Source organism: Ruegeria sp. BE1, assembly GCF_056538885.1.
The window spans coordinates 205,175-231,603 of the sequence record NZ_JBQFTY010000006.1; the positions used below are offsets into that span (position 1 = coordinate 205,175).

General features: G+C 58.9%; 26 protein-coding genes. 7 read left to right on the forward strand and 19 right to left on the reverse strand.

Features of this window, described 5'->3' with window-relative positions; translation table 11 throughout:
• Nucleotides 1-3: 3 nt before the first annotated feature.
• A complete protein-coding gene (pgsA, locus tag ACR0J5_RS17485; protein ID WP_480655638.1) occupies nucleotides 4-672 on the reverse strand; it encodes a CDP-diacylglycerol--glycerol-3-phosphate 3-phosphatidyltransferase in 669 nt (222 codons plus the stop codon).
• A 183-nt stretch (nucleotides 673-855) separates the two neighbouring features.
• Between pgsA and ACR0J5_RS17490 the strand changes: the two genes are divergently transcribed.
• Nucleotides 856-1,740, forward strand: coding sequence for a DMT family transporter (locus ACR0J5_RS17490; protein WP_480655640.1), 885 nt, complete (start codon nucleotides 856-858; stop codon nucleotides 1,738-1,740).
• On the opposite strand, the gene uvrC is transcribed toward ACR0J5_RS17490, so the two are convergent.
• From uvrC to ACR0J5_RS17520, 6 genes are all read right to left on the reverse strand, one after another.
• Nucleotides 1,737-3,611, reverse strand: coding sequence for an excinuclease ABC subunit UvrC (uvrC, locus tag ACR0J5_RS17495; RefSeq protein WP_480655642.1), 1,875 nt, complete (start codon nucleotides 3,609-3,611; stop codon nucleotides 1,737-1,739). The two genes, ACR0J5_RS17490 and uvrC, sit on opposite strands and share 4 nt — an antisense overlap.
• Nucleotides 3,612-3,901: 290 nt before the next feature.
• Nucleotides 3,902-4,681 (reverse strand): SDR family oxidoreductase, encoded by a 780-nt coding sequence (locus ACR0J5_RS17500; protein WP_480655644.1) that lies wholly within the window; start codon nucleotides 4,679-4,681, stop codon nucleotides 3,902-3,904.
• 18 nt (nucleotides 4,682-4,699) lie between these two features.
• Nucleotides 4,700-5,662, reverse strand: coding sequence for a calcium/sodium antiporter (locus ACR0J5_RS17505; RefSeq protein WP_480655646.1), 963 nt, complete (start codon nucleotides 5,660-5,662; stop codon nucleotides 4,700-4,702).
• 168 nt (nucleotides 5,663-5,830) lie between these two features.
• Complete coding sequence (locus tag ACR0J5_RS17510; protein WP_480655648.1) at nucleotides 5,831-6,628, reverse strand: S49 family peptidase; 798 nt, start codon at nucleotides 6,626-6,628, stop codon at nucleotides 5,831-5,833.
• 113 nt (nucleotides 6,629-6,741) lie between these two features.
• Nucleotides 6,742-7,503 carry an ABC transporter permease gene (locus tag ACR0J5_RS17515; RefSeq protein WP_480655650.1) on the reverse strand — a complete coding sequence of 254 codons (762 nt, stop codon included), beginning with the start codon at nucleotides 7,501-7,503 and terminating at the stop codon, nucleotides 6,742-6,744.
• The gene (locus ACR0J5_RS17520; protein WP_480655652.1) at nucleotides 7,500-8,429 is read right to left on the reverse strand and encodes an ABC transporter ATP-binding protein; all 930 of its coding nucleotides are present in this window, start codon (nucleotides 8,427-8,429) and stop codon (nucleotides 7,500-7,502) included. The genes ACR0J5_RS17515 and ACR0J5_RS17520 overlap by 4 nt, the downstream gene beginning before the upstream one ends.
• A gap of 160 nt (nucleotides 8,430-8,589) precedes the next feature.
• Here ACR0J5_RS17520 and ACR0J5_RS17525 point away from each other — a divergent pair, with 160 nt between their 5' ends.
• A complete protein-coding gene (locus ACR0J5_RS17525) occupies nucleotides 8,590-9,678 on the forward strand; it encodes a CaiB/BaiF CoA transferase family protein (RefSeq protein WP_480655727.1) in 1,089 nt (362 codons plus the stop codon).
• 80 nt (nucleotides 9,679-9,758) lie between these two features.
• Here ACR0J5_RS17525 and hemE read toward each other — a convergent pair whose 3' ends face one another.
• Entirely contained in the window at nucleotides 9,759-10,793 is a 1,035-nt protein-coding gene (gene hemE / locus ACR0J5_RS17530; RefSeq protein WP_480655654.1) for a uroporphyrinogen decarboxylase, read from the reverse strand.
• A gap of 107 nt (nucleotides 10,794-10,900) precedes the next feature.
• Between hemE and hemC the strand changes: the two genes are divergently transcribed.
• The gene (gene hemC / locus ACR0J5_RS17535) at nucleotides 10,901-11,860 is read left to right on the forward strand and encodes a hydroxymethylbilane synthase (protein WP_480655656.1); all 960 of its coding nucleotides are present in this window, start codon (nucleotides 10,901-10,903) and stop codon (nucleotides 11,858-11,860) included.
• 226 nt (nucleotides 11,861-12,086) lie between these two features.
• Here the strand turns inward: hemC and ACR0J5_RS17540 are convergent, their stop codons facing one another.
• From ACR0J5_RS17540 to ACR0J5_RS17555, 4 genes are all read right to left on the reverse strand, one after another.
• Nucleotides 12,087-13,364 (reverse strand): aspartate aminotransferase family protein, encoded by a 1,278-nt coding sequence (locus tag ACR0J5_RS17540; protein WP_480655658.1) that lies wholly within the window; start codon nucleotides 13,362-13,364, stop codon nucleotides 12,087-12,089.
• 1 nt (nucleotide 13,365) lies between these two features.
• Complete coding sequence (locus tag ACR0J5_RS17545; protein ID WP_480655660.1) at nucleotides 13,366-14,469, reverse strand: mandelate racemase/muconate lactonizing enzyme family protein; 1,104 nt, start codon at nucleotides 14,467-14,469, stop codon at nucleotides 13,366-13,368.
• A 120-nt stretch (nucleotides 14,470-14,589) separates the two neighbouring features.
• Complete coding sequence (locus tag ACR0J5_RS17550) at nucleotides 14,590-15,165, reverse strand: dimethylsulfonioproprionate lyase family protein (RefSeq protein ID WP_480655662.1); 576 nt, start codon at nucleotides 15,163-15,165, stop codon at nucleotides 14,590-14,592.
• A 65-nt stretch (nucleotides 15,166-15,230) separates the two neighbouring features.
• Nucleotides 15,231-17,690 carry an FAD-dependent oxidoreductase gene (locus ACR0J5_RS17555; RefSeq protein ID WP_480655664.1) on the reverse strand — a complete coding sequence of 820 codons (2,460 nt, stop codon included), beginning with the start codon at nucleotides 17,688-17,690 and terminating at the stop codon, nucleotides 15,231-15,233.
• A 68-nt stretch (nucleotides 17,691-17,758) separates the two neighbouring features.
• Between ACR0J5_RS17555 and ACR0J5_RS17560 the strand changes: the two genes are divergently transcribed.
• Genes ACR0J5_RS17560 through ACR0J5_RS17575 form a run of 4 tightly spaced genes read left to right on the forward strand, consistent with a single transcriptional unit; the run spans nucleotide 17,759 to nucleotide 20,529 of the window.
• On the forward strand, nucleotides 17,759-18,646 hold the full coding sequence (locus ACR0J5_RS17560; protein ID WP_480655666.1) for a MurR/RpiR family transcriptional regulator: 888 nt from the start codon (nucleotides 17,759-17,761) through the stop codon (nucleotides 18,644-18,646).
• Nucleotides 18,643-19,734 (forward strand): aromatic ring-hydroxylating oxygenase subunit alpha, encoded by a 1,092-nt coding sequence (locus tag ACR0J5_RS17565; RefSeq protein ID WP_480655668.1) that lies wholly within the window; start codon nucleotides 18,643-18,645, stop codon nucleotides 19,732-19,734. The genes ACR0J5_RS17560 and ACR0J5_RS17565 overlap by 4 nt, the downstream gene beginning before the upstream one ends.
• Before the next feature lie 16 nt (nucleotides 19,735-19,750).
• Nucleotides 19,751-20,128 carry a hypothetical protein gene (locus tag ACR0J5_RS17570; RefSeq protein ID WP_480655670.1) on the forward strand — a complete coding sequence of 126 codons (378 nt, stop codon included), beginning with the start codon at nucleotides 19,751-19,753 and terminating at the stop codon, nucleotides 20,126-20,128.
• 17 nt (nucleotides 20,129-20,145) lie between these two features.
• Entirely contained in the window at nucleotides 20,146-20,529 is a 384-nt protein-coding gene (locus ACR0J5_RS17575; RefSeq protein ID WP_480655671.1) for a carboxymuconolactone decarboxylase family protein, read from the forward strand.
• Nucleotides 20,530-20,967: 438 nt separating this feature from the next.
• Here ACR0J5_RS17575 and ACR0J5_RS17580 read toward each other — a convergent pair whose 3' ends face one another.
• The 7 genes from ACR0J5_RS17580 to ACR0J5_RS17610 form a co-directional block, all read right to left on the reverse strand.
• Nucleotides 20,968-21,426: a hypothetical protein gene (locus tag ACR0J5_RS17580; protein WP_480655673.1), complete on the reverse strand. Its 459-nt coding sequence runs from the start codon at nucleotides 21,424-21,426 to the stop codon at nucleotides 20,968-20,970.
• Nucleotides 21,356-21,973, reverse strand: a complete 618-nt coding sequence (locus tag ACR0J5_RS17585; protein WP_480655675.1) for a hypothetical protein — start codon at nucleotides 21,971-21,973, stop codon at nucleotides 21,356-21,358. Before ACR0J5_RS17585 ends, ACR0J5_RS17580 begins: the two co-directional genes overlap by 71 nt.
• 564 nt (nucleotides 21,974-22,537) lie before the next feature.
• Nucleotides 22,538-22,717 carry a hypothetical protein gene (locus ACR0J5_RS17590; protein ID WP_480655677.1) on the reverse strand — a complete coding sequence of 60 codons (180 nt, stop codon included), beginning with the start codon at nucleotides 22,715-22,717 and terminating at the stop codon, nucleotides 22,538-22,540.
• A 234-nt stretch (nucleotides 22,718-22,951) separates the two neighbouring features.
• Nucleotides 22,952-23,437, reverse strand: coding sequence for a DUF6653 family protein (locus ACR0J5_RS17595; RefSeq protein WP_480655679.1), 486 nt, complete (start codon nucleotides 23,435-23,437; stop codon nucleotides 22,952-22,954).
• A gap of 179 nt (nucleotides 23,438-23,616) precedes the next feature.
• Nucleotides 23,617-24,246 (reverse strand): LysE family translocator, encoded by a 630-nt coding sequence (locus ACR0J5_RS17600; protein WP_480655680.1) that lies wholly within the window; start codon nucleotides 24,244-24,246, stop codon nucleotides 23,617-23,619.
• Between the two features lie 427 nt (nucleotides 24,247-24,673).
• On the reverse strand, nucleotides 24,674-25,957 hold the full coding sequence (gene dcm / locus ACR0J5_RS17605) for a DNA (cytosine-5-)-methyltransferase (RefSeq protein WP_480655682.1): 1,284 nt from the start codon (nucleotides 25,955-25,957) through the stop codon (nucleotides 24,674-24,676).
• 259 nt (nucleotides 25,958-26,216) lie between these two features.
• Nucleotides 26,217-26,426, reverse strand: coding sequence for a hypothetical protein (locus ACR0J5_RS17610; protein ID WP_480655684.1), 210 nt, complete (start codon nucleotides 26,424-26,426; stop codon nucleotides 26,217-26,219).
• Nucleotides 26,427-26,429 lie beyond the last annotated feature (3 nt).

Sequence of the window (26,429 nt, forward strand, 5' to 3'; positions counted from 1 at the left end):
CGCTTAGCTCTCCTTCAGATGGGGCATGGCTTTACGTAGGTAATCATAGCCGGTGATCAATGTCAGCGTTGCGGCAATCCACAGCAGCCACAGCCCGATACGGCCCGACCAGAACATCCCCTCAAGGTGCCAGCGCAGGTGGGACGGGTCGTCGACCTGCCCGGTCAGAACCTGATCTATGATCGTGGGATCCATACCGAAGGACCCCATGACAAAGTAGTGTTCGAATATCCCCTGCGAGAACAGCACCGCAATGGCGACCATCTGAGCCGTGGTTTTCCACTTGGCCAGTTTGGTGACCTTCAGCGTGCCTGCCGTATCGCCCAGATATTCCCGCAGGCCGGACACAAACACTTCGCGAAACAGGATCACGGTGGCGGGCAACACCAGCCATGGCGTCCAGTGTTCGGTCGAATACCCCACAAGGATCATCAGCGCGATCACCACCATCGCCTTGTCGGCAATCGGGTCCAGCATTGCGCCTATCTTGGTCTCCTGCTTCCAGGCGCGGGCCAGATAGCCGTCAAACCAATCCGTAATGGCCGCCGACAGGAACAGGATCAGCGCAAACCAATCCGCATAGGGGCGCGTGAAGTACAAAAACATCACGGCAAGGCCGGGGGCCGCCAACAGGCGCAGGACGGTCAGGATATTGGGCAGGTTCCACTTCATGGTTCGACCCTACATCGCCGGGTCAGGACAGAAAAGACGGCCCGGCAAAAAACTGACCCGATCACAGGTGGTTGGAGCGCCCGAGGGCAAAGGGTCGCAATCGCGAAGTTGCGATCAGATACCTCTTGGCGCGGGGCAGCTTTGCCGCCAGATTGGCCCCTGCCGCAGGAGCAACCGCACACCATGACAGCCCATATTCAGACCGACCCCCGATCCAACCTGATCGGCAGCGCGTGGATGATCGCGGCCATGGCGCTGTTCGCGCTTGAGGACGCGCTGATCAAGGCGGCCTCGGCGGCGATACCGATCTGGCAGGTGCTGGTGCTGTTTGGCGCGGGGGGCGCGGTGATCTATGCAGCTGTGGCGCTGATACGCGGCACGCGCCTGTTCCAGCCCGATGTCCTGTCGCGCCCGATGAAAATCCGTGTGGTGTTCGAAATCCTGGGGCGGCTGTTCTATGTACTGGCCATCGCGCTGACACCGCTGTCCTCGGCCACGGTCATCCTGCAGGCCACGCCTCTGGTCGTCGTCGCCGGGGCTGCGGTGGTGTTTGGCGAAACCGTCGGCTGGCGAAGGTGGAGCGCGATTCTGATCGGTCTTGTGGGTGTCGTCATCATCATCCAACCGACCGGAGACAGTTTCTCGGCCCTGTCCATCCTTGCGGTGCTGGGCATGCTGGGCTTTGCCGGTCGCGATCTGGCAAGTCGTGCCGCGCCCGCCTCGTTGGGGACTGAGGTTCTGGGCTTCTACGGCTTTCTCTGCATCATCGCCGCCGGTCTGTTGTACCGGTTTTGGGAGGGCACGCCGATACAGCCCCTGACCGCACATGTCAGCCTGCACATGAGCGGCGCAATTATCATGGGCGTCATGGCCTATGCGTCGCTGATGAAAGCGATGCGCACGGGTGAGGTGTCGTCCGTGACCCCGTTCCGCTATTCGCGGCTGCTGTTCGGGATCGGGCTGGGCGTGGTTATGTTTGATGAGCGGCTGGACCAGACCATGTGGATCGGCAGCGCGCTGATCGTGGCCTCGGGCCTTTATATCCTGTGGCGCGGGCGGCGGGCCTAGCCCTTATCGTGGAAGAAATCATAGACCTTCTGCGCCAGCCCGGCTGATATCCCGTCCACGGCCTTCAGATCCGCCAGATTGGCACGGCTGACCGCCTTGGCGCTGCCGAAATGGGTCAACAGGGCGCGTTTGCGCGCCGCCCCCACGCCGGGGATTTCATCCAGAGGCGTCGCCCCCACGGCCTTTGCCCGTTTCGCACGATGGGTGCCAATGGCAAAGCGGTGCGCCTCATCCCGCAGGCGCTGGATGAAATACAGCACCGGATCGTTGCGTTTCAGCGCAAAGGCGCGCTGACCGATGCGGTGGAATTCTTCCTTGCCATGGTCGCGGTCCACGCCCTTGGCGACGCCGACCATCGGGATGTCCTCGACGCCGTATTCGACCATGATCTCATGCACCGCGCTCACCTGCCCTGCGCCACCATCGATCAGCAACAGGTCAGGCCAATGGCCCTTGTCCCGATCCGGGTCTTCCTTTTGCAGGCGGGTAAAGCGGCGGGTCAGAACCTCTTTCATCATGCCGAAATCATCGCCGGGGGTCAGGTCATCGCCCCTGATGTTGAACTTGCGATAGGCGTTTTTCATGAACCCCTCGGGGCCCGCCACAATCATCCCGCCCACCGCGTTGGTGCCCTGGATATGAGAGTTGTCGTAGACCTCGATCCGGCTTGGCGGGCTGTCCAGATCAAACGCCTCGGCCACGCCGCGCAGCAGCTTGGCCTGCGTGGCGCTTTCCGACATACGCCGCGCCAGTGACTCGCGCGCGTTGCGCAGGGCTCCGGCGACCAGTTCCTGTTTCTCGCCACGTTGGGGAACGAGGATTTCAACCTTGCGCCCGGCTTTTTCCGACAGCGCGTCCTGCATCAGATCAGCGTTTGCAACCCCGTCCGACAGGATCAACTGGCGCGGCGGTTCCTTGTTGTCGTAGAACTGACCGAGGAAGGCCTCCATCACCTCGGCAGCGGACACATCCGCCCCGACCCGAGGGTAAAAGTCCTTGTTCCCCCAGTTCTGGTTGGCGCGGATAAAGAACACCTGCACACAGGCCTGCCCGCTATCCATATAAAGGCCGATCACATCCGCCTCGGTTACGCCCCGCGGATTGATGCCTTGGGAGGTCTGCACTTGCGTCAGCGCCCGGATACGGTCACGCAGGCTGGCGGCGCGTTCGAACTCCATCGCCTCGGAGGCGGCCATCATCTGCTCGGCCAGCTCCTCCTGTACCTTGGTCGAGCGGCCTGACAGGAACCGTTCGGCATCCTTGACGCTTTCGCGGTAGTCGCTTTCCGAGATCAGCCCTACGCACGGCCCCGAACAACGTTTGATCTGATACAGAAGACAGGGCCGTGTGCGGCTGTCGAACATGGAATCTGAGCAGTTGCGCAGCAGGAACGCCTTTTGCAGCTGGTTCAGTGTCCGGTTCACTGCACCCGCGCTGGCGAAGGGACCGAAATAGGCACCCTTTTCCTTCTTGGCCCCGCGATGTTTCTTGATCTGCGGAAAGCCGTGATCCTTTGCCACAAGGATGTTCGGGAAACTCTTATCATCGCGCAGCAGCACGTTGTATTTCGGCTTCAGCTGCTTGATGAGGTTCTGTTCCAGCAGCAGCGCCTCGGTCTCGGTCCGCGTGGTCAGAAACATCATTGAGGCGGTCGAGGCGATCATCTTCTCGATCCGGCCCGAGTGACCAGGCCGTGTGTAATTCGACACCCGCGCCTTGAGATTACGCGCTTTGCCCACGTACAGAACCCGGCTGTCCGCATCCAGCATCCGGTACACGCCGGGCGAGTTATCCAGCGTTTTCACATAGCTCTGAATACAGGCATAGCCAGTGATCGGAATGTCCGGGGTCGAGTCGTTCTGGGCTGTCATAGGTCAGTGATATGATTCCCTGCCCGCGGCTGCAATCTTGTGCGTTTCAACGCAAGGGAAAACAAATCCACCATTTCTGTGGATAACTATGCAGATAAGTTTCAGGGATCGCGGATTTTCCCTTGAATACTTGGGCTTTCGTTGATCTGCACAAAAAATAGGCAATCACATAACTAATTGATTTCAATTGTAATATTTTTGTACACATGACAAGTGCATGAAAAACAAGACAATTTTGTAACGCGTTGGTAACGGAAATGAGAGCGGTGCAAAACTTGCACGCGAAATACCTATTCGACACCTAAAACGTCGGGTGTTTTCCAGCCCAGATGCTGCCCGCCATCCACGCATAAGAGCTGCCCGGTAATGGCATGCGCATCCAGAAAGTATCCCAGCGCCGCAGTGATATCCGACGGGTTCGATCCCCGTCCTAGCACAGTGTTTTTTCGCTGCGCCTGAAAGTGTTCTTCGCTTTGGCGATGCCCCTGCATGGTCGGGCCCGGTCCGATGGCATTAACGCGAATGGCAGGCGTCAGCGCTTGCGCCGCCGTTTGGGTCAGCGCCCACAAACCCATTTTGGCAATGGTGTAGGACATGAATTCAGGCGTCAGCTTGCGCACCCGCATATCCACCATGTTGACGATCAGACCGCTGGCAACAGGCTCATCAGCCGCGTCGGTATCCGGCTCCAGCCCCTGTCCCGCCATCGCCTGTGTCAGCACGAACGGTGCACGCAGATTGCTGTCCAGATGCCGGTCCCAGCTTTGTCGAGTGGCGGTGTGGACATTGTCATATTCAAAGATCGACGCATTGTTCACCAGACAGGTGATCGGCCCACCCAGCGCCTCTGCCGCGCGGGGCAGCAACGCCTGCACCTGATCCTCGTCCAGCAGATCCGCCTGCAGCGCCACAGCATTGCGGCCCATTGCCTGAATTTCGGCCACGACCTCGGCGGCGGGCTGTTCCGAAGATGCGTAGTGCACCGCCACATCATATCCGCGCTGCGCCAGATACAGCGCCATGGCCCGGCCAAGGCGAATACCGGCTCCGGTCACTAAGGCTCGGGTCATGGGTGGGTCTCCGTCACGTCACACCAACAGGGTGACGATGTAGACCGCGTAGAGCAGGGTCAACATCACACCCCACGCCCGCGTGATATCTTTTTTGAAAAACACGAAGGGGATCAGCAAAAGCGATGCACCCAGCATTACCCACAGATCGAACTTCAGGAATTCCGGGTCGACAGGAATGGGGCCAACCAGTGTGGCGATGCCGACAATGGCCAACAGGTTGAACATGTTCGACCCGATCACGTTGCCCAGCGCCACATCGGCCTGGCGCCGCAGCGCGGCCATCACCGTAGTGGCCAGTTCGGGCAGCGATGTTCCAACCGCCACCAATGTCAGGCCAATCACCGTTTCACTGACCCCATAGGTGCGGGCAATGACGGTGGCGTATTCGACCAGCAGATGCGCCCCCATGGGCAACCCGATCAGGCCCAGCACCAGATAGATCGAGATTTTCCAGTAGGGCATGTTTGGATCAGCCTCTTCCAGGCCGTCCAGTTCTTCGTCATCCGCGCAGGCCTCACCACAGGCTTTGCGGTGGGCCTTGGCCTCGGCAAAAGCGTTCCACAAAACCAGCGCCAGCGCAGCCAATAGGATGCCCCCACTGAGCAGGTTGAACACGCCAAAAAACGCCAGCCCGATAAACAGCACCGAAGCCGCCAACATAAAGGCATAGTTTTTGCGACTGTCACACTCACTTGTGTGTAACGTGGCCAGTAAGGCCGGCACCCCAAGCACCAGAAGAATGTTCGCCGTGTTTGATCCCACCACATTGCCCAGCGCGATTCCGGGGGCGTTTTCCTTGATCGCGCTGATCGCGATCAGCAATTCCGGTGCCGAGGTGCCAAAGGCAACGATCGTCAGACTGACGATCAGTGCGGGCACGCCCATGCGCAGGCTCAGGTTGACTGCACCCCGCACCAGCGCATCGCCCGCCAGCAAAAGGATCAGTAATCCAAGGCCGGATAACAGCCACGCCGTCATGTGCGGCCTCCTTTTTCGCAGGCGCACGGGCCTTTGCCGATCCGAAAGCGCCCGCAGCGCGGACATCTGGACGATTGCAACCTCTTCTGCCCCGGAAAGCGCAGCTTGCCGAACATCGCCAAAACACCCATGGCGATCAGAAAGAGGGTGACAATCTTGATAATCACATCACAACCCGAAACGCGCATAGGCGGCGCGCTCCTCAAGCCCGGCGATGGCGTCCTGCGCCAGCGAGGCCCCAAAGCGCGACCAGAACGGTTTGCGCAGGCCATAGCGGCGGAACCTGACTTTGTCGCCAAACCGTTCCTGCATCTTGGGTTTCAGATGGGCTATTCCGTCGATCAGGCCCAGCGCCTGCGCGCGGCGTGCCAGCCAGACCTCTCCGGTAAAGAGGTCCTGCGTTTCGTCCAGCTTGCCGCCACGGCGGGTTTTCACATGGTCAATAAAATTCTCGTGAATGTCGGCCAGCAACCCTTCGAGCCGCGCGACATCCTCTTTCTTTTCCGGCGAGAACGGATCGAGCATGGATTTCGACTGCCCAGCCGTATGCACCCGCCGTTCGATCCCCTGCCGTTTCAACAGGACATGCGCGCCAAAACCCGCCGAGATCACCCCGATAGACCCTAGAACCGAGCTGTCATCGGCGTAAATCTCATCCGCTGCCGCCGCCAGCCAATACCCGCCCGAGGCCGCCACATCCTCGACAAAGGCAATGACGGGGACGTTCAATTCCTCAGATAACCGCCGAATGCGCGCCCCGATCAACGAACTTTGCACCGGCGATCCACCGGGCGAGTTCAGTTCCAGCGCAACAGCGGCAGGCTTACCCTTGCGAAACGCTTTTTCAAGCACGGGGGCTAGCGTGGTGTCGGACATCGACCCGCGCCCGGCCATTCCGATGGCACCGGACAGCCGCACAACGGCCACGCAGGGTTGTTTTTTCGTGAAGGGCAGGCGCAGTTTCATGGGTGCCGATGTAGAGTGCGCCCTACGGGTAAACAAGGGACGCGCTTCGTGATAGATGCGACGTGAACACATTTCCTAGGGTCAGTGGGCAAAAATGCAACGCCCGTCACGCCCTAGCTGCGAATGCGCCATCCGGTTTTGAATATCCATCCGATGATGGCCAGACACAGGCCGGTAAAGGCGACAATGGCCAACAGGCTGAACCCGATCGGGACATCTGCCAGCCCGTAGAACGACCACCGAAAGCCCGAGATCAGATAGACCACCGGATTGAACAGGGTGATGGTCTGCCACACCGGCGGCAGCATCGAGATCGAATAGAATGTTCCGCCCAGAAAGATCAGAGGCGTCACCACGAGCTGCGGCACCAAAGACATCTGTTCGAAATTGCTGGCCCAGATACCGATGATGAACCCCAACAATGAAAAGCTGAGGCAAGTCAGGATCAGAAACGCCGCCATCGCAACGGGATGTTCGATGCGTAAATCCACAAAGAACGAAGCCGTGACAAGGATGACCATCCCCACGAACAACGCCTTGGTCGCCGCCGCCCCAACATAGCCAATCACGATCTCGATGAAGTTCACCGGGGCCGACAAAAGCTCATAGATCGTGCCAAGGAATTTGGGGAAATAAATCCCGAACGAGGCATTGGAAATGGCCAGCGTCACCACCGACAGCATGACCAGCCCCGGCACGATGAAGGCCCCATAAGACACGCCCTCGACCTCTTGGATGCGGCTGCCGATGGCAGTGCCAAAAACCACAAAATACAGTGAGGTCGACAGGACCGGAGACAGAAAGCTCTGCGCCAATGTGCGAAAGAACCGGGCCATTTCGAACCGGTAGATGGCGGCAATGGCGGACCAGTTCATGCGGGTTCTCCCGACACCAGATTGACGAAAATCTCTTCCAGGCTCGACTGACGGGTTTGCACGTCGCGCAGCACCAGCCCCGCCTGCGCCACGTCATTCAGCAAGGTGGTGATCCCGGTGCGGTCGGCGTGGACGTCATAAGTATAGACGAGCGCATCCCCCGCGCCGTTCAGCACCAGATTATGCGCTGCCAGACTGTCAGGAATGGCCACAATGGGCGCGGTCAGCATGACCTCAATCTGCTTTTTGCCCATCTGCGCCATCAGAGCGTCCTTGTCTTTGACCAGCAACAGCTGGCCTTTGTCGATGACACCCACCCGATCAGCGATGGCCTCAGCCTCTTCGATATAGTGCGTGGTCAGGATAATGGTGACACCCGCCTGTTTCAGCTCGGCCACGATCTCCCACATGTCCTTGCGCAGTTCGACATCAACGCCGGCGGTCGGCTCGTCCAGAAACAGCACGCGCGGCTCATGCGCCAGCGCCTTGGCAATCAACACCCGGCGCTTCATGCCACCAGACAGTTCCTTGATCGCGTTCTTGCGTTTGTCCCACAGGGACAGTTTGCGCAGAATCTCTTCGATCTTTGCGTCGTCGCGACCCAGACCAAACAGACCGCGCGACAACCGCACTGTGTTCCAGACCTTCTCGAACGGCTCCAGCGCGATCTCCTGCGGCACCAACCCGATCATCCGGCGCGCCGCGCGAAACTCGGCCTGAATATCATGCCCACCCACTGTCACAGACCCGGAACTGGGCGTGGTGATCCCGCAAATGGTCGAGATCAGCGTCGTCTTGCCCGCCCCGTTGGGCCCCAAAAGCGCAAGGATTTCCCCCTGCTCAATATCCAGCGAGACGCCTTTCAGCGCCTCGAACCCATCGGCATAGGATTTGCGCAAATCCTTGATCGAAAGAATGGTGGTCATGCAATTTTCCTGTTCTGCGGGCGACCCTACCCCGACGATACAGCGCAGAACAGGCCAATTCCGCACAGGGTTCTGCGCTTTTTTGCTTGCCGGGACAGGGGTCTTGCAATTTGCCATCGATGCCGAAACCCTGCGGGCAATTCACCGGAAGGGGCGTCAAATGCTAAACGGGTTTCGGATTATCGAGGTCGAGGGCCTGGGCCCCGCCCCCTTTGCCGCCATGCTTCTGGCAGATATGGGCGCGGACGTGATCACCATCCACCGCAAGGGGCAGGCCGTGACACCGGGAATGCCGGAACGGTCGATTCTGGACCGGGGCAAGCGCTCGATCGATCTGGACCTGAAAGATCCCGCCGATCTGGAGATTGCCAAACACCTCATCGCGTCCGCCGACGCGCTGATCGAAGGCTTCCGCCCCGGTGTGATGGAAAAGCTCGGCCTCGGGCCCGCCCCCTGCCACGGGCTGAACCCAAGGCTTGTCTATGGGCGGATGACCGGTTGGGGGCAGGACAGCCCGTTGTCGGGCACCGCCGGGCATGACCTGAACTACATCGCGCTGTCGGGGGCCCTCTGGTACGGCTCCCCTCCGGGTCACCCGCCGCAAACTCCGGCCACATTGGTCGGGGACATCGGCGGCGGCGCCCTGTATCTGGTCGCAGGTCTGCTGGCCGGGTTGTTGAGCGCACAGAGAACAGGTCAAGGCACGGTCGTCGACGCCGCCATCTACGACGGCTCAGCCCATATGATGAACCTGCTGCTCAGCCTTGGCCAAACCGGTAACCTGTCAGATACACGCGGCCAAAGCCTGCTCGACGGCCCGCATTGGAGCCGCACCTACACCTGCGCCGACGGAGGCTTCGTCACAGTTCAATGTCTGGAACCCAAATTCTACGCGCTGTTTCTGGACAAACTGGGCCTGTCAGACGACCCCGAGTTCCAACGCCAATACGACCGTTCAACATGGCCCAAGCTCACCGAACGTCTGGCCCGGCTCTTTGCCAGTCATCCGCGCGACCACTGGGCTAACCTCTTTGCAGGCTCCGACACCTGCGTCGCCCCCGTGCTCAGCCCGACCGAGGCCGCCGCCCACCCCATGAACACGGCCCGTCAAACCTGGCGAAATACGGACGGAACACTGCAAACCGCCGCCGCCCCGCGTTTCACGACCCATGACTGGCACCCCAAACCCAGCCCGAAACGTGGCGAGCACACGCAGGATATACTCAAAGACCTCGGAATCCGGCGCTGATCCGCCTCTTCATCTGTCCAAAAATATCCCGGGGGATGAATTGGCCGCAGGCCAAGAAGGGGGCTGGCCCCTTCCCTTGCTTACCGCCCGCGCACCGTATCGATCATCAACTGCACGTTCTCAGGATCCGCATCCGGCGTGATCCCGTGGCCAAGGTTGAAGATATGCGGCCCCTTTGAGAACGCCTCGACAATCCGCCGCGTCTCATCCACCAGCGCCTGCCCGCCCGTCACCATATGCGACGAAGCCAGATTGCCCTGAACACAACCATCCACCTGCACATGCTCTGCCGCCCAATCCGGCGAGACCGAGTTGTCCAGCGCCACGCAATCCACACCGGTGGCCTTGGCGAAACCGATATAGCCGTCGCCCGCCTCACGCGGGAAGCCGATCACCGGAATACCGGGATGGCGCGCCTTGATGGCCTGTGTGATCACCCGGCACGGCTCAACCGCGTATTTCTGGAACGCGTCGCCTTTCAGCGACCCGGCCCAGCTGTCGAATATCTTGACCACCTCGGCCCCGGCTTCGATCTGAGCGGAAAGGTATTCGATCGTCGCCAGCGTAATCCGCTCCAACAGCGCCTCGAACAGGGCTGTGTTTTCTTCGCGCAGCGCATGCGCGGGGCCCTGATCCGGCGTTCCGCGCCCGGCAATCATGTAGGTGGCCACCGTCCATGGCGCGCCCGCGAAACCGATCAGTGTTGTCTCGGACGGCAAGTCCCGCGACAGAATGCGTACCGTTTCATAAACGGGCGACAGGGTCTCATGAATATCTGAGACCGGTTTCAGCGCATCAAACTCCGCCTGCTGAGTGATGGTCGACAGGCGCGGCCCTTCGCCGGTCACGAACCACAAATCCGCGCCCAGCGCCTGCGGTACCAGCAGAATGTCAGCAAACAGAATCGCCGCGTCGAACCCGTAACGACGGATCGGTTGCAGGGTCACTTCGGCGGCCAACTCGGGATTATAGCACAAGGACAGGAAATCCCCGGCCTGCGCCCGGGTCGCGCGATATTCGGGCAAATAGCGTCCCGCCTGCCGCATCATCCAGATCGGCGGCACATCCTGCACCTCACCCGCAAGCGCCCGCAGCAGTTTTTTTGTCTCGGCCATCTTTGCCCCCAATCATCCGGTTTGCCGCAACGGGTCCTCGTTCGGCGGCAATTTGTCAAGCCATGCCCCCATTGTCAGGGCAATGTGACGCGACTAAAGCTGTGCGTATGACACTGAACCTGCCCACACCCGCCTCACCTCTGAAAATCGGCACCCGTGGATCGCCTCTGGCGTTGGCACAAGCCTATGAAACCCGGCAACGGCTGGGTGCCGCGTTCGACCTGCCTGACGAGGCGTTCGAGATCGTGGTGATCAAAACCACCGGCGACAACCGCGCCATGATCGACGCGGACCGACCGTTGAAAGAGATCGGCAACAAGGGCCTGTTCACCAAAGAAATCGAAGAGGCGATGCTGCGCGGTGATATCGATATCGCCGTACACTCTACCAAAGACATGCCGGTTGATCAGCCCGAAGGTCTGGTGCTGGATACGTTCCTGCCACGCGAGGATGTGCGCGATGCGTTCATCTCTCCCAGCCTGAACTCGATCCACGACCTGCCGCACAGCGCAGTGGTCGGCACGTCTTCGCTGCGCCGTCGGGCGCAGTTGCTGAACCGGCGTCCCGACCTGAACGTGGTGGAATTTCGCGGCAATGTGCAGACCCGTCTGAGGAAACTGGCCGATGGCGTGGCCGACTGCACCTTTTTGGCCATGGCCGGTATCCGCCGGCTGAGCATGGACGAGGTCCCCGCCACCGCGATCGCACCCGAAGACATGCTGCCCGCCATCGCCCAAGGCACAATCGGCATCGAACGCCGCAGCGACGATTCCCGCGCAGCTTGTATGCTTGAAGCGATTCATGACGCGGAAACCGGGCACCGTCTGGCGGCCGAACGTGCCCTGCTGGCGGCATTGGACGGGTCCTGCGAAACCCCGATTGCCGGTCTGGCCGAACTGCAAGGCACCCAGCTGCGTCTGCGCGGCGAGGTTCTGCGCCCGGACGGGTCCGAGTCCATTGCCCAAGAGGTCACGGGTGCAGTGGCCGACGGGGCCGAAATGGGCCGCGCCCTGGCGCAGACCCTGCTAAACCAAGCTGGCCCCGGCTTTTTTGACTGGAAAAGCTGAAAATTTTATTCAATGTGAACTACTTCACTGTGCCCCGCCGGTTAAGATGGCATAACAGTTTCACACCGCCTGAGATGTTGGTTCAGTCTCGAAAAAGTCGATAGTTTTTGTGTAGTTTCTCTGAGTAAGTGGTATTCGAGGGGGCGAGACCAGACCTTGATATCCAGGTGGTTCGGGCCGCTGTCCAAATCGGGCAGCGGCCCATTTTGTTTTCTCAAATCCATCGTTACGCGGCGCTGATTGCCTGCACCGCATGCGCCACCGCAATCCGCGTTTGGTCCAGATCAGCCTCGGTCACCGCCAGAGACGGGTAGAGCTTGCCGGGGGATTTGAAGATCCCATGCGCGCGCAACGTATCGTTGTAGAGCGTGTTGCGACTGGGGTCGTCATGCTTCGCACTGCGATAGTCGCGACAGGCCGCATCGGTAAAGTAGATGTCGAACAGGGTTTCATCCCCGCAAATCCGGTGCGGGATGCCAGCCTTGGTCAGCGCCTGGACCTGCATTTGCTGCAAGGCGGCCCCGGTCGCGCGCAACTGATCATAGACACCGTCACGGCGCAGAACCTCCATGGTTTTCAGCCCCGCGACTGAGGCCACCGGATTGCCGGACAGAGTGCCCAATTGCATCAGCCAGCCCTCTTCGCCCACTTTGGCCTTGTCGAAATGCTGCATGATCTCGGCACTTGCGCCCAGCGCGGCCAAGGGGAACCCCCCGCCGATGATCTTGCCCAGCGTACAGATGTCGGGCGTGACCCCGTACCGCTCCTGCGCACCGCCATAGGCCAGACGGAACCCGGTGACGATCTCATCAAAGATCAGCAGGACATTGTGTTTGTCGCACAGGTCGCGCAGCCCTTGCAAATATCCGGGTAGGGGCGGGATGATCCGCTGCAACGGCTCGACCATGATCGCGGCGATGTCGTCATGCTCGTCCAGCAGGGCCGCCACGGCCTCGAGGTCGTTGAATGGTGCGATCAGCATCTGTTCGGCCACGCTTTCGGGAATACCGGCGCTGTCTGGCACCGCCTGAGGGAAATTGACGCGGCGGCTGGGCGCAAGGCTCATCTGTGCCTCGGCGCTCATGCCGTGATAGCCGCCTTCGAATTTCAGGATTTTGTTGCGGCCCGTATAGGCGCGCGCCAGACGGATTGCATACATATCCGCCTCACCGCCCGAGGCGACAAAGCGCACCTGCTCGCAGCAAGGTACCGCGTCGATGATCGCTCCGGCCAGTTCGATGCCTTTGGCGTTGTTGGCAAAGAAGGTCATGCCCCTGGGCAGTTGTTCCAGCACGGCCTCCATCACCTCGGGGTGGCCATGACCCAGCAACATCGGGCCCGAGCCGATCAGGTAGTCGATGTATTCGGTGCCGTCCTCATCCCAGACGTGACTACCCTCGCCACGAGCGATGATGATACCGGGATCGAAATTGCCAAACCCACCGGCGGGCAATACATCAGTCGCGCGGGCGATCCATTCGGATTGAGTGTTGATCTTGAGCATCTCACACGATCTCCAATATCGGGGAACCAAGGGTTTCGGGGTCGGGGGTGACACCAAGGCCCGGACCTTCGGGCGGGGCTATTCGGCCATTGTCGCGGTTTGGCGCATCCGGGCACAGGCGCGGTGACACATAAGATGACAGATCGCATGTGTTCATCAGTGATCCATGCGGGGTCGAGGCCGCGAAATGCAATGAAGCCGCCGTGACAACATCGGACCCCCATGTGCATTCAGCGCAGATCTCAGCCCCCAAGTGCACGGTCAGATCCCGCGCCCGGCGCATGGCCGACAGCCCGCCAAACTTGGACAGTTTCAGCGCCACCGCATCCATGCAGCCAAGTTCATGGGAACGCAGCAGCGAAGCCAGATCATGGGCGTTTTCATCGATCTTCATGGGCAACCCGGTCGCCTGCCGGACCGCCGCGCAATCATCCAGCGTTTTACAGGGCTGTTCCAGCATCACGTCCAGATGCGCCACAGCGCGGCCCGTGCGCGTGGCCTGAAGGCGTGACGCCCCGCAATTCCAGTCGCCATAGACCAGCGGCCCCGGCCCCACGGCCTCGCGCACTTTGATCAGACGCTCCGCATCTGCCTGCCAATCGGCTTCGACCCCCAGCTTGACCTGAAACTGGCGAATGCCGGTCTGATAGGCAGTCTGCGCAATCCGCGCCATGTCATCCGGGGCGATGCAGGTGATCGAATGATAGAGCGGCATGTCCTTGCGCGTACGTCCACCCAGCAGGGCATAAACCGGCTGGCCGGTGGCCTGCCCGAACAAGTCCCACAAGGCGATATCGACCGCCGATTTCGCGTAGCGATGGCCTTGCAGGAACCCGTCGAGCTTGCGCATCGGCGCGTCGGCTCCGAACGGTGAGATACCAAGGATCTCTGGCCCCATTTCCGCGACTGCAGCCGGAACACCGTTGGCATAGGCGGGCAGGTAATGGGGGATCGGGCAGACCTCACCCCAGCCTTTCAGACCGGTATCGGTTTCCAGACACAGGATGTGGGATTTGACGGTGGCACAGGTTTTACCCTCGGCCATGTGGTAGGTTTCGTGGCTGGTCAGGTCGACGGACCAGAGGGTTATCTTGGTGACTTTCATAAAGCCCGCCTTTCCTGTTTGAGCGGAGTGCCGTCAGAGGGGCCAGCCCCTCTCTTGGCCTGCGGCCAATTCACGCCCCGGGATATTTTTGGCCAGATGAAGATGCGGATCCTCTCCTCCTCATGCCGCGCCCATCTGCGGAAGACCGCTCAGCTCCTCTCCGCGCCACAATATGAACGTCAGGATCGACTGGCTGGACGTGGTCATCGCGTGACTTTGCCAACTGGCGTGCAAGCGTGTCTGATTCACGGTCAGATCGGCGTCGTTGCCCTGAACCCTGAAGCGCGCGCCTCCGGCAAGGACCAGATAGAGTTCCTCGGCTTCATGGCAGTGCCAGTCATATTGCAGGCCCGCACCCCAAAAAGCCACGTAGCCGCGCAATTGGGTCGAACGGAAATGACCGGTAGGGCCGAACAATTCGTAGTAGCCATAGCGGTTCAGGAAGTCCGCTCCGACTTCGTCCTCGGAATAGGTGAGCTTCCAATCCGCCAAATGCGCAGTTGCACAGATCGCCTGAGCCAGCGCTTTGGTGGGGCCGTCAGTCACCTCGGTGGTTTGGACCAAAGGCACGGCGGGGATCACGTTGGGGGGCACATCCGCAGGCTCCAGATCGGTTGGCCAATCTCCAAACCCGGCCAGATCAGGATGCATCTGGTGCAGGTTTTGCGCTGCGGTCAGAACATCGTCAAGCGTCATGGTTTGACGCTGATTTTCCAGGACGGGGGGATTGGGTGTAAGCAAGTCCATATGCGGCGGGTTTGTCATGCGGTCTCCATTAGGGCATCAGTACGGGGCAAGAGGCTCTGCGGGTCATAGGCAGGTTCGCCCAGCACCCGCGCAGCACGGGGGCTGCCGTGTATGATCACCTGCAGCCTGGTGCCGGGCGTCGCGGCTTCGGGTTTGACATAGGCGAAGGCCAGGATTTTGCCGACGGTGTGACCGTAAACCACCGAAGCTGTCGCGCCGACAACCTGGTCATTCAGCATTACTGCTTCGCCGCCATGACCATCGATCTCACCATCGGGTTCGATTTCCAGATAGGCGCAGATCCAGGGCAGATCGGTGTTCAGGGTCTTGTCCTTGCCCAGATAGTCCTTATCGCTGCGGGCAAAGCGCAGCACGTCGGCCTCGGCCAGAGTGACCTCATTGGTCAATTCACCTGCGCCTTTGAAACCCTTCTCCATTCGCATCACGTTCATGGCGAAGCTGCCATAGTCGGCGATGCCATAGGGTTCACCCGCCGCACAAAGCGCAGTGTAGACGTCACGGCAGGCGGCGCTAGGCATGTGCAGTTCCCAACCCAGCTCACCAGCGTAAGACATGCGGAAGGCCCAAACCTGATGGCCCGCGATGGTGATGTCCTGCGCAGACAGCCAGCGGAATCCGGCATTGGTCAGATCAGCATCGGTGCAGCGCGCCAGCACGTCACGCGCGCGGGGGCCGTTCAGCGACAAGGCTGACCAATCGGACGAAAGGGCGACGATGTCGACAGAATTTTCGTCGAAAATTCTTGCGCCGCGCAGATGGTCCAGCAGGCGCTGTTCGAAGAACGCGGCGCAGACCAGATAAAAGCGATCTTCGGCCATGCGGACAATCGTAGTCTCCAACTCGATCCGGCCCCGACGGTTCAACATATGGGTCAGCGTGATCGAGCCCACCTTTTGTGGCATTCGGTTCGCAGTCAGGTGATCCAGCAACGCATAGGCCCCCGGGCCAGAGACCTCGACCTTGGTAAAGGCTGTCACATCCATGATGCCGACGCGCTCACGCACCGCTTTAACCTCGGCTGCGACCATGTCGTCTGCTGGGGTACGGCGGAAGGAATAGTGATCGCGCTGTTCGACCCCATCCCGCGCGAACCAGCGGGGGCGTTCGAAGCCGTAGACTTCCTCATGCACCGCGCCTTTGGAGTTCAGCAGATCATAAAGCGGTGACGGCTTGATCGGACGCCCCTCCAATCGGTTGAAATGCGGGAAGGGAATTTCGTGGCGCAGGCAATAGTCTTCCTCGGCCTTGATCACCTGCCAGTCCTTGGTGGCATAGCTGCCAAACCGGCGCGGGTCGAATTCCCGCATCGAGATATCGGCGGCCCCATGCACCATCCATCGCGCCAGTTCGCGCGTAAGGCCCGGGCCCCAACCGATGCCGATCTGCGTCCCGCAGCAGCACCAGTAGTTTCGAACCCCCGGCGCGGGCCCGATCAGAGGGTTCCCGTCCGGCGGATGCGAGATCGCCCCATGCACGTCACGTTGGATGCCCAGCTCAGCAAAGATCGGCATCCGGTTCAGGCTTTCCTCAAGCCACGGCATCACCCGGTCGTAGTCGGCATCGAACAGCCAGTTTTCGTACTCCCAAGGACAATGATCATGCCAGACCGAGTTCGGGTTTTCCTTCTCGTATATCCCGATCAACCCGCGCTGCTGCTCCATCCGGATATAGCCCGAAACCTTGCGGTCATCGCGGATCACAGGCAGCTCTTTGTCCAGATTCTGGAACTCGGGCACCGGCTCAGTCACGAAATAATGGTGGGTCATCGAGGTCATCGGCAATTGCAGCCCCGACCATTCGCCCATCTGACGCGCATAGGTGCCGCCCGCGTTCACCACATGTTCACAGGTGATGGTGCCTTGCTCGGTTTCGACCACCCACTCACCACTCTCGGCCTGCGTGATGTTGGTGGCGCGGCAGTTGCGGAAGATGCGGACGCCCTTTTCGCGTGCACCCGCGGCCATCGCCATGGTCACATTGGTTGGATCGACATGCCCATCATCCGGCGTGTGCAGCGCGCCCAAGACCCCGTCGAGATTGTAGAACGGATGCAGCTCGGCCACCTTCTCAGGGCCGACCAGTTCAATGTTGAACCCCAGCGAACGGCCCACCGACAAAGTATGGCGCAGCCAGTCCATCTCATCCTCGGTATAGGCCAGACGGAACGAGCCGCAGCCATGCCATGTCACCGGTTGGCCGGTTTCAGCCTCCAACGCGCCGGAGTAGAGACCGATGTTGTAGTCCACGCATTTGCCCAGCCCAAAGCTTGAGGTCGAATGCGTGATCTGACCCGCCGCGTGCCATGTGCTGCCGCTGGTCAGCTCGGCCTTTTCCAGCAGGACGGTATCCTCGCCCCAGCCTTCATGCGCCAGATGATAGGCCAGACCGACCCCCATGACGCCGCCTCCTACGATGACCACGCGGGCGTGGGTGGGCAATTTCTTCTCGGACATGACATTTCCTCTTCCCGAGTCGCTTTTCTGCTCGACAGGCTAATTCCACATTTGTACCATCGTCAATCATGAATGACACAAATGTATCATCAACCGTTCTCGACCGCCTGAGCGCCGAATGGGACGCCCTGACGCCCGAAGCGCAAAAGGCCGCGCGATATGTGCTGGAAAACCCAGCGGACGTTGGGGTTTCGACCGTGCGCGAAATTGCCGAGGCCGCGAAGGTCAAACCCAACACTTTTGTCCGTATGGCCCGGCAGGTTGGCTTTGAAGGCTATGAGGATTTCCGCGCGCCCTTCCGCGATGCGATTCGCAAAGGCGTCGTGTCGTTTCCGGACCGCGCCCGCTGGTTGCAGGATATCGGCAAGTCCGGTGAGCTGGGCGGGCTTTATGCCGACATGATCGGCGCCACGATCCGCAATATCGAGGAAACCTTTGCCGCAATCGACGCATCCAGCCTGAAAGCCGCAGCCGAGGATATCTGGAATTGCCGCCAGATTTTTACGCTGGGTGTGGGCGTCAACAACGCAAACGCGCGGAATTTCACCTATCTGGCCTCAACGGGAATGAAGCAATTCCACGCCATCCCCCGGCCTGGCTCGACCCCGGTAGATGATCTGGCCTGGGCGGATGATCAGGACGTGCTGATTGCCATGACCTGCCACCCCTATCGGACCGAAGTGATTGAGGCCGTTAAACTGGCGCGCGAACAGGGGATGACTGTGATCGGTATCTCGGACAGCCCAGCCAGCCCCATTGTCCTTGGGGCGCATCATGGTTTTGTCATTGCCGCCGATACGCCGCAATTCTTTCCGTCCTCTGTTACGACCATCGCTTTGCTGGAAACGCTGCTGTCCTTTGTGATTGCGGTCTCCAGCGATGAGATCGTCGAGCGAGTGGAGCGGTTTCACCAACGCAGACACCAGCTTGGCATTTACGCGGAGGAGCCCGAATGAACGCCCCCCTGACCCATTCATTGGACGCGCGGTTCTACACTGATCCCGCGATTTTCGAACAGGAGATGCAGGGACTTCTGGCCCGAACCTGGCAATTTGCGGGCCATGTGGCGCAAGTGCGGGAAACCGGGGATTATTTTGCCTTCGAAATAGCAGGGCAGAACCTGTTCTGTATACGTGGTCGCGACGGGGAAATCCGAACCTTTTACAACGTCTGCCAGCACCGCGCGCATGAAATGGTGACCGGCGCGGGCAACACCCGCGTGGTCGTCTGCCCCTATCACGCCTGGACCTATGAACTGTCCGGGCAACTGCGCGCAGGCCCCAATATCAAATCCGTCCCCGGCTTTGACCGCAGAGCCATTTGCCTGACCTCGGTTCGGACCGAAGTGTTCAACGGCTTTATCTTCGTAAATCTCGACGATAACGCCGCGCCCATGGATGAATGGTATCCCGGCGTGCGCGAGGAAATCCGCGCGTTCGTTCCCCATATCGATGATCTGGAACCGCTGGAATGGGTCGAGATTCCCGAAAACTGCAACTGGAAAGTCAGTATCGAGAATTACTCGGAATGCTATCACTGCCCGACCAACCACCCGACCTTTGCCGAAGGTGTGGTCAAGCCCGAGACCTATGACATTCAACCCGATGCGGGCGGCGGCTATGTGCTGCGTCACACGACCGAATGTCAGAGCCTCGACAAGATGACCTATCCCATCGACCTGTCGGTGCCCCATGCGGGTGACTATCAGTCTTGGTTTCTTTGGCCCATGTTTTCATTCCAGTGCTACCCGGGCAATGTTCTGAACACCTATCACTGGCGCGCGGATGATGCCGACCACTGCACCGTCTGGCGTGGCTGGTACACCGAGGGCGGATCGGAAAGCGCCGTGATCCGGCAACTGGCGGTGCAAGACCGTGAAACCACGGTCGAAGAAGACATCCATCTGGTGGAATCCGTCCACCGTGGCCTGAAGTCCCGCGGATATCGCCCCGGACCGCTGGTACTGGACCCCGGATGCGGCGTGATGTCAGAGCATTCCATCGCCCGGCTGCAACAATGGATGCGCGAGGCGGTGGATCCTTGATGATGGTAAGCCGCCCATGATGATGCCAGAAGCCTGGCGTCCGGAACACAAGCTGTTCCCATATCAGGTGGGGTTTACCAGCCCACCTTTCGACTTTGACGCGGCACCCTCGGATTTTCTGCGCATGTGCCCCGAAACCGTTGGGTTACATGGCTGGATGTTACACGTGCCCTTTGTCGCGGACGCCCTCAGTTGGACGGTCGGCGGCGATCCATCTACCCACAGTTGGTGGGACGGAGGGTCATTTCACGCCAACCTCGCCAACTCGACCGGGCTTGCACCGCAACCCAGAAAGTATATCGAGATCGAAGATGCACCTGACCGGGTGAAACAGGTCCATCGCCGGATGAAACCCCACTATGATCACCTCTACAAACACCGCCTGACACACTGAAGAACCGGAGACCGAACATGGCCGATACTTTCGACGAAGACCTTTTTCTGAAGGGTCTGGAACAACGCAAAAACACCCTTGGTGCCGAGTATGTGGAAAAGAACCTGGCAGCGGCAGATGACTTCACCCGCCCGTTTCAAGAGGCCATGACGGCCTGGTGCTGGGGCTTTGGCTGGGGCGATGACGTCATCGACGCCAAGACGCGATCAATGATGAACCTGTCGATGATCGGTGCCTTGGGGAAAATGCACGAATGGGAACTTCATTGCAGAGGCGCGATCAACAATGGCGTCACCAAAGAAGAAATCCGCGCCATCATCCACGTGATCGGCATCTACTGCGGCGTCCCGCAGGCGCTGGAGTGCTTCCGGGCTGCGCGCAAAGTCCTTGAAACAGAGTGATACGCTGAGACCTCGCCTTTGGACGAGCGCGGCGTGTCTTAACGCGCACCCTATGCACGTGGGCGCTGCACAAACAGATCCATGAGCGAACACTCGTAAGCGTTGCATCTGACCCCCAAATTGGCGTCTTCCGGCATAGGCATCTAAAGCCTATATTGGCTCTACGCGCCAATACGGAAATTTACATTTGTGCGCTTACGGTCTAAACCGGTCACTCGTCCTTACTCATTGATGCTGTGGTCGCAGCCCGCTTAGCAGCTATTCGCTGCAATTGCGAAAACTCGAGGACGACGAATGGGAAAGGTGCGGACTTTGCCGCCGTTCGATTTTGGGCATTCGCTAACGCGAGCATAAGCTCGCTCTCGCGACATCCTTATCGCCACAATTCAGAGGCCGTCCCCGAACCGGTCGTTGATGTGCGCTTTCATTTACACCTCCTCAGAACCGCCAGGAAACCTGCGCGTTTGAGGCTAGGAATTCAACCGTACCGCCGGTGATGCCGGAACCGTTTGCGGTGAATGCTGCGTCAAGGAACTGTACTTCGAACGTGCGGCTAGCGCGATCAATAAACTTCAGGCTTTGGTGGATCGTCCAGTTTCCGCGATGACCACCGAGCCAAGCGAGTGTCTTACGCTCAAAGTCGGAAGGATCCACATCACTGCCGTCAAACGGAACTGAATACCATCCCAGCGTGCCTCTTCCCGGTTGCTCTTTTACTGCTCCGTCGCTCCAGCGGGTCACCAAAGTGTAGGATACGAGATGCTCGCCGCCGTAGGAAAAGTTGATAGAGTAGTCAGCCGCTTCCGGCGCGAAAGCCTGAACCGCGCTAAGCCGCGCCGAGGGAGCACTTTTTAATACGGCGGAGGACTGAACGCCATCGAGGGCGGTCTCCGCCAAGGCTGCCCCAACTTCCCTTCCCAAAGGATTGCGACATGAAATCTGTCTTGGTCGAGAAATCGAGACCGTCGACGGTGATAGCCACCGCCAGCATCGCACCATAAAGTTCCTGTCCAATGTAGCGCGTGCCGTAACGCTTTGCGAAGGCCTGTTGGTTTTCTTGCAACAGGGCGGCAGCGACTTCGTTAAGAGCCGTGGGTTTGTTGGGGTCAAAGGTACGCCTGCCGTAAATTGCGCTGGCGTGAACCATCACCGTCACGCTATCCTGGGTGAATTTGGTCGTATTGTCGAAAGAGTATTCGGTCCGCCCGGTTCCCCCAAGTGCTCGCGCCTCGGCGTGACCAGAGACGCCGATCATAATCTCTAGTTCGCGCCGATTGCGCACGAAATAGGCGTCCAGCTGTGCGCTCGTAGAGGTGTTCTCTCGATAGTATGGCTGAAAGGTGATCGCCGGAAGCTTAGATTTGGTAATGTTCGACGGATCAAAGTTCTGTCCAAAGGGACAAGATAGAGTTTGACGAATAGGTGTATTCGTCAGGTTCTCCATCGACGTATTTCCAAACGCCCCGAGTAGGGGCGTTTTCCTCGGCAAAGTTTTCCGGATTGGGTGGGGTTATGGCTTTAATCATTAAGTGCTCTCGTCACAATTCGCCAAACGTGGGCCTCTGTCTCAAATATCCGCAGATGGACAAAACGTTACAAAAACAATGGTGGTTTTCCCGACGGTTTGTGGCACCAGATTTTTCAACTTTTTGGGCGTCGCTCTTCTTGTTGAGGCCCCGCCTTGCATTCTCCAGCTTCTGAATAGTGGAATTTACACTTGCACAGGATTGCCGAGAGCCGAAATAGTCATTTCGGCCCACTTGCTCCCGTCCGGACATGTACCGGCATCTTGTCTCACACTGTCACCAACTTGGACTTCATACCGCCATTTGCGATCCGAACCACATTGGCTGCCAACCTTGTCAGTCCAGTACCAAACCTGCTTCCCGTTCTCCGTTTTCATCTCGAAGTTGCTTCCTGTTCGTATGGGCATCCAATTTCTCCGCTTATCAAATACATCTTAGCTTAGCATGTCTTTGGAAATTTGGGAGCGCCTCGGAAAGGGTGGTTACAAAGACATATTGTTGTGTCCTGTCAAAAACGGTCTTTTTTGCCACTGGCAGCGATACGCCCGCAAGTACTGAGAAATCTTGCGCCACAAAACCTTGGCAAAACTCGGTTTGATTTTGTCACGTTTTTGGCCGCAACCTGAAGAGCAGACATTGGCGCACGGTGCGGCATCGGTCATTTGGGGCTCTATGCAGACCTCTGTGCAGACGCAACACAAGCCCCTGCGCCGTTTTCCACGATACGTCCAACGGCCCTTTCCAGATCTTCGACAGACCTTGAGGACGCTGCAACGCGGCCCGTCAAACCGGCCATTCACTGCTCGTGCAAAGGAACCGTCATACGAATTCACAGATCGCGGGACAAAGTGTGATTTCGCTGCGGCTGCGCGAATAATGGCTTTGGTTGCCAAACCCTAAGCGGATTCGTTTGCGTCGTGGAATATCCAGACCATGCGGTCAACGAACCAAACCTTGGGCCCGATCGAAAGCACCAAACCGCAAATGATCGCCCACAGGTCGAGGACGATCAGACCCCATAAGAGGATCACCATTCCCACGGCAGACATCGCGGTCAGTATATTGGCCATGCGGACGTGATGTTCAGCAATAGGAACCACTTTGCGTTTGAGAAACAGTCTTTCGCCCATAACACCTTTGGCAGCCCAGCTGTCCATCTTCGCTGGCGGACCAAACAGCCTCGGGTTCGCCCACGTCCACAGGATCGCCAAGGCTAACGGTGCCAGTGCCCACCAGCCAAGCCAGACTCGCGACCAGATCGCAAGTGCAATGAACGGCAGACAGCTGAAGCGAGTATAGACGCTCCATGGGTTCGCGTGGCGGGCCCATGCCTCATCGTCCATCGCCATCAGGCGCTCGGCTGCCTTGAAGATGTCTGCCATGACATAATACTAGCGCGGAGGCTTCCTTGACACCATCCGAGTTCATACGCCGGTCATCGGTTTCCTCTGCAGCAACTGACGCGTCGGGCTTCAACCAGCCCTTAGTTGCGTGGCACATCGATGGCTGCTCGCGGGCAAAGCCACCGCCGCATGCAACTTGACGAACGTCATCTTTTTGTTCATTGCCGCGAGATTGACTTCAACCCAAGAAGCAACGCTGCACCAATCATGAAGCCACCACCGATCCGTTCGATCCAGACACGTGCGCTGCCTTTGAATCGTTTAACTATCCAACTTGATCCGATGCCATAGGCAGAAAGAAAGAGCCCGTCTATGACGATGTAAGTTGCGGACAGTATCAGGAACTGCGGCCCAAAGGCCGCTTCGCTCGCAATGAATTGCGGAAAGAGTGCCGCGAAGAATACTACGGCTTTCGGGTTAGCAGCGGAAGTTAGGAAGCCTTGGAGCCAAAGCGTTTGCAGCGAAGCTTTCTGTTGTTCGGCAAGGTCACCCGTGTCATCTGGTTTCGCTCGCTTTATCATGCGGATACCCAACCAGATCAGATATGCAACGCCCGCCCACTTAATGACAGTCAGGGCTGTCGCAGTGGCAGCGATTATCGCGGCTAATCCCAGACCCGCCGCGAGCATCTGCAAGGCGTTTGCTGAAAGGTCACCCGCGGCGGTCGATAGCGAGCACTTAAAGCCGTGAACACCACTGTTGGTGAGCATCAACAACTGACTTGGTCCCGGTGTGCTCATCAACGCCAGAACCGTCAAAACATATAACGTCCAGGTCTCAATTGGCATTGGTTGGTCTCCTCCCGTATACCGCAGTCCACGTTGCACGAAAGCCAACATAGTTGGGAAGTGCTTTCACACCGCGCGTTTCCAGAAAAGGAATTTGTGCATAGTGCAGCATCGAGTAATTTGGGCTCGCTGCGGATCTCCCAGGCAACGCAGCATAAGCCCATGCCCCGCCTGCCACTACCTAGGCGGCCCATTACCCAGAGTTCGAACCAAATTGCGCTGGCCGAATTCGAGGTTTCCGGGCGAAACACGAGCCTCAAAGAGCTAAACTTGTGCCCCAAGGGGCATGCGCACCGCACTCCGTAGGGGCTTCCTGTTGAAATGCCCACGTTGCGGTAACGGATCGCCAGCTCGGGTTTCGTGTCCTTGCCACGGATGCCGGACATCATCCGGCTTCGTGTAGCAGGCGAGACAATATCTGCGGGCATTACGCCTCGGCGCGTGCCGCCTCCAGCATTTCAAGATGTTCGGCAGGCATTTCACTTGCGGCATAGACCCCCGGTTCTGCCAAGGGGAGTTGTGCCTGCATGACCTCGGAAACTTCACGGCCGTCCAGCACCATGGCGTCCGCAATACGCGGCTGCATGAGCTGCGCAACAGCTTTCACCACCGGCACAACCACCGCATTGCCCATCTGACGATAGGCCTGAGTGTCAGAAACGGGGATTTTCCAATCTGTTTTGCCGGGTTTCTCAAAGCCCATCAGCCGGGCGCATTCGCGTGGTGTCAGCCTGCGCGGGCGGTTGCCTTTCTGAGCGATCAGGATTTCCGAACCATCCTTGTAGTACCGGGCTGACAGGGTGCGGGCCACGTCATTTGGCCCGAACAGGGAAAATCCGAAGCCGTTTCCGGCGCTGCGGTGCTTTTCCTTGTACCCTTGGAGGTAGGTCCACATGTTTTCCGTCAGGGTGTATTTCGGATCGACTTTCTTATCGAGGATCGTCCCGAGGGTAGGGCCGTCGCCTTCGGGGATGGCGAGCTGGTCAAAATCAAACTCGATGCTGTGATCCTTGAAGCCGACAATGAAGATGCGCTCACGCTTCTGCGGCACCCACGGGGTCGAGCTGATAACTCGATAGGAGACCTTGTAGCCCAGCTCGTTCTCCAGAACATGCATGATTGTGGCGAAGGTCTTGCCGCCGTCATGACGCTCAAGGTTCTTCACATTCTCCAGCAGGAACGCGGGCGGGCGGTGGTGGTCGATGATCTTGGCCAGATCGTAGAACAGTGTCCCCTGGGTATCGCAGAGAAAGCCATGTGGACGGCCAAGTGCATTCTTTTTGCTCACACCGGCAATGGAAAACGGCTGACAAGGGAACCCTGCCAGCAACACATCATGCGCGGGAATTTTTGCAGGATCGTTGGCCCATGGGCGCACATCTTCCGCGAAAACATGATCGCTGTCAGCCGGTTCCGGAAAATTCGCCTTGTAGGTTTCCCGGCTGAAGCGGTCCCACTCGGCGGTAAAGACGCAGCGGCCACCGATTTCCTCGAACGGAATCCGGATTCCACCCACTCCCGCAAAGAGGTCAATGAACCGGAATCCTGTAGCACGGCCCTTTGTACAACGGGAATTTGCAATCTCGCGCAGCTTTTCCAGCTTCAGGGCGTCGATGCGTTTGCCCTCACCTTTGACATGCCGCCGCACCGTCCTGTCACTGATCCCTAGGAAGCTGGCCGCTTCCTCGATGCCCAGACCGGCGCGGTCCATCAACTCTCCAAATTCGGTGCGTGGATGCGCGTTCATGCTCAATACCCCTGTGTCATTTATTGACAATATGTCATAAAGAGTCCCAGATGATTTGACCACCCTGTTTCTGCAATTGTTCACATTTTGTTCTGATCTGCATTAACAACACGTCACTCTTAGAACAAGCCGGGGAAAGGGCGCGCTCACCCCAACAAAAAAGGCGCGCTCATAAAAATGAGACACGCCTAAGTTTTGGAAACGAGGGAGGTTTTCCGGGCGATCAACGCCCCAGCCGGTTGTTAAACCGGGTCATACTGTTTGCATCGCCTTCGAGTTCAAAACCCTTGTGAGTTTTGCGGACGCGGACGCCCGAGGAAGCCGCAGCTTGCCGAACCTTGCGCTCGATCTCGTTGTTGAAGTCCCGTGTCATGGCGTTCGCAAGAGAGCGGCCATTGGTGAAAGTTCTGCCTTTGTATTTCATCTTGATCATTGC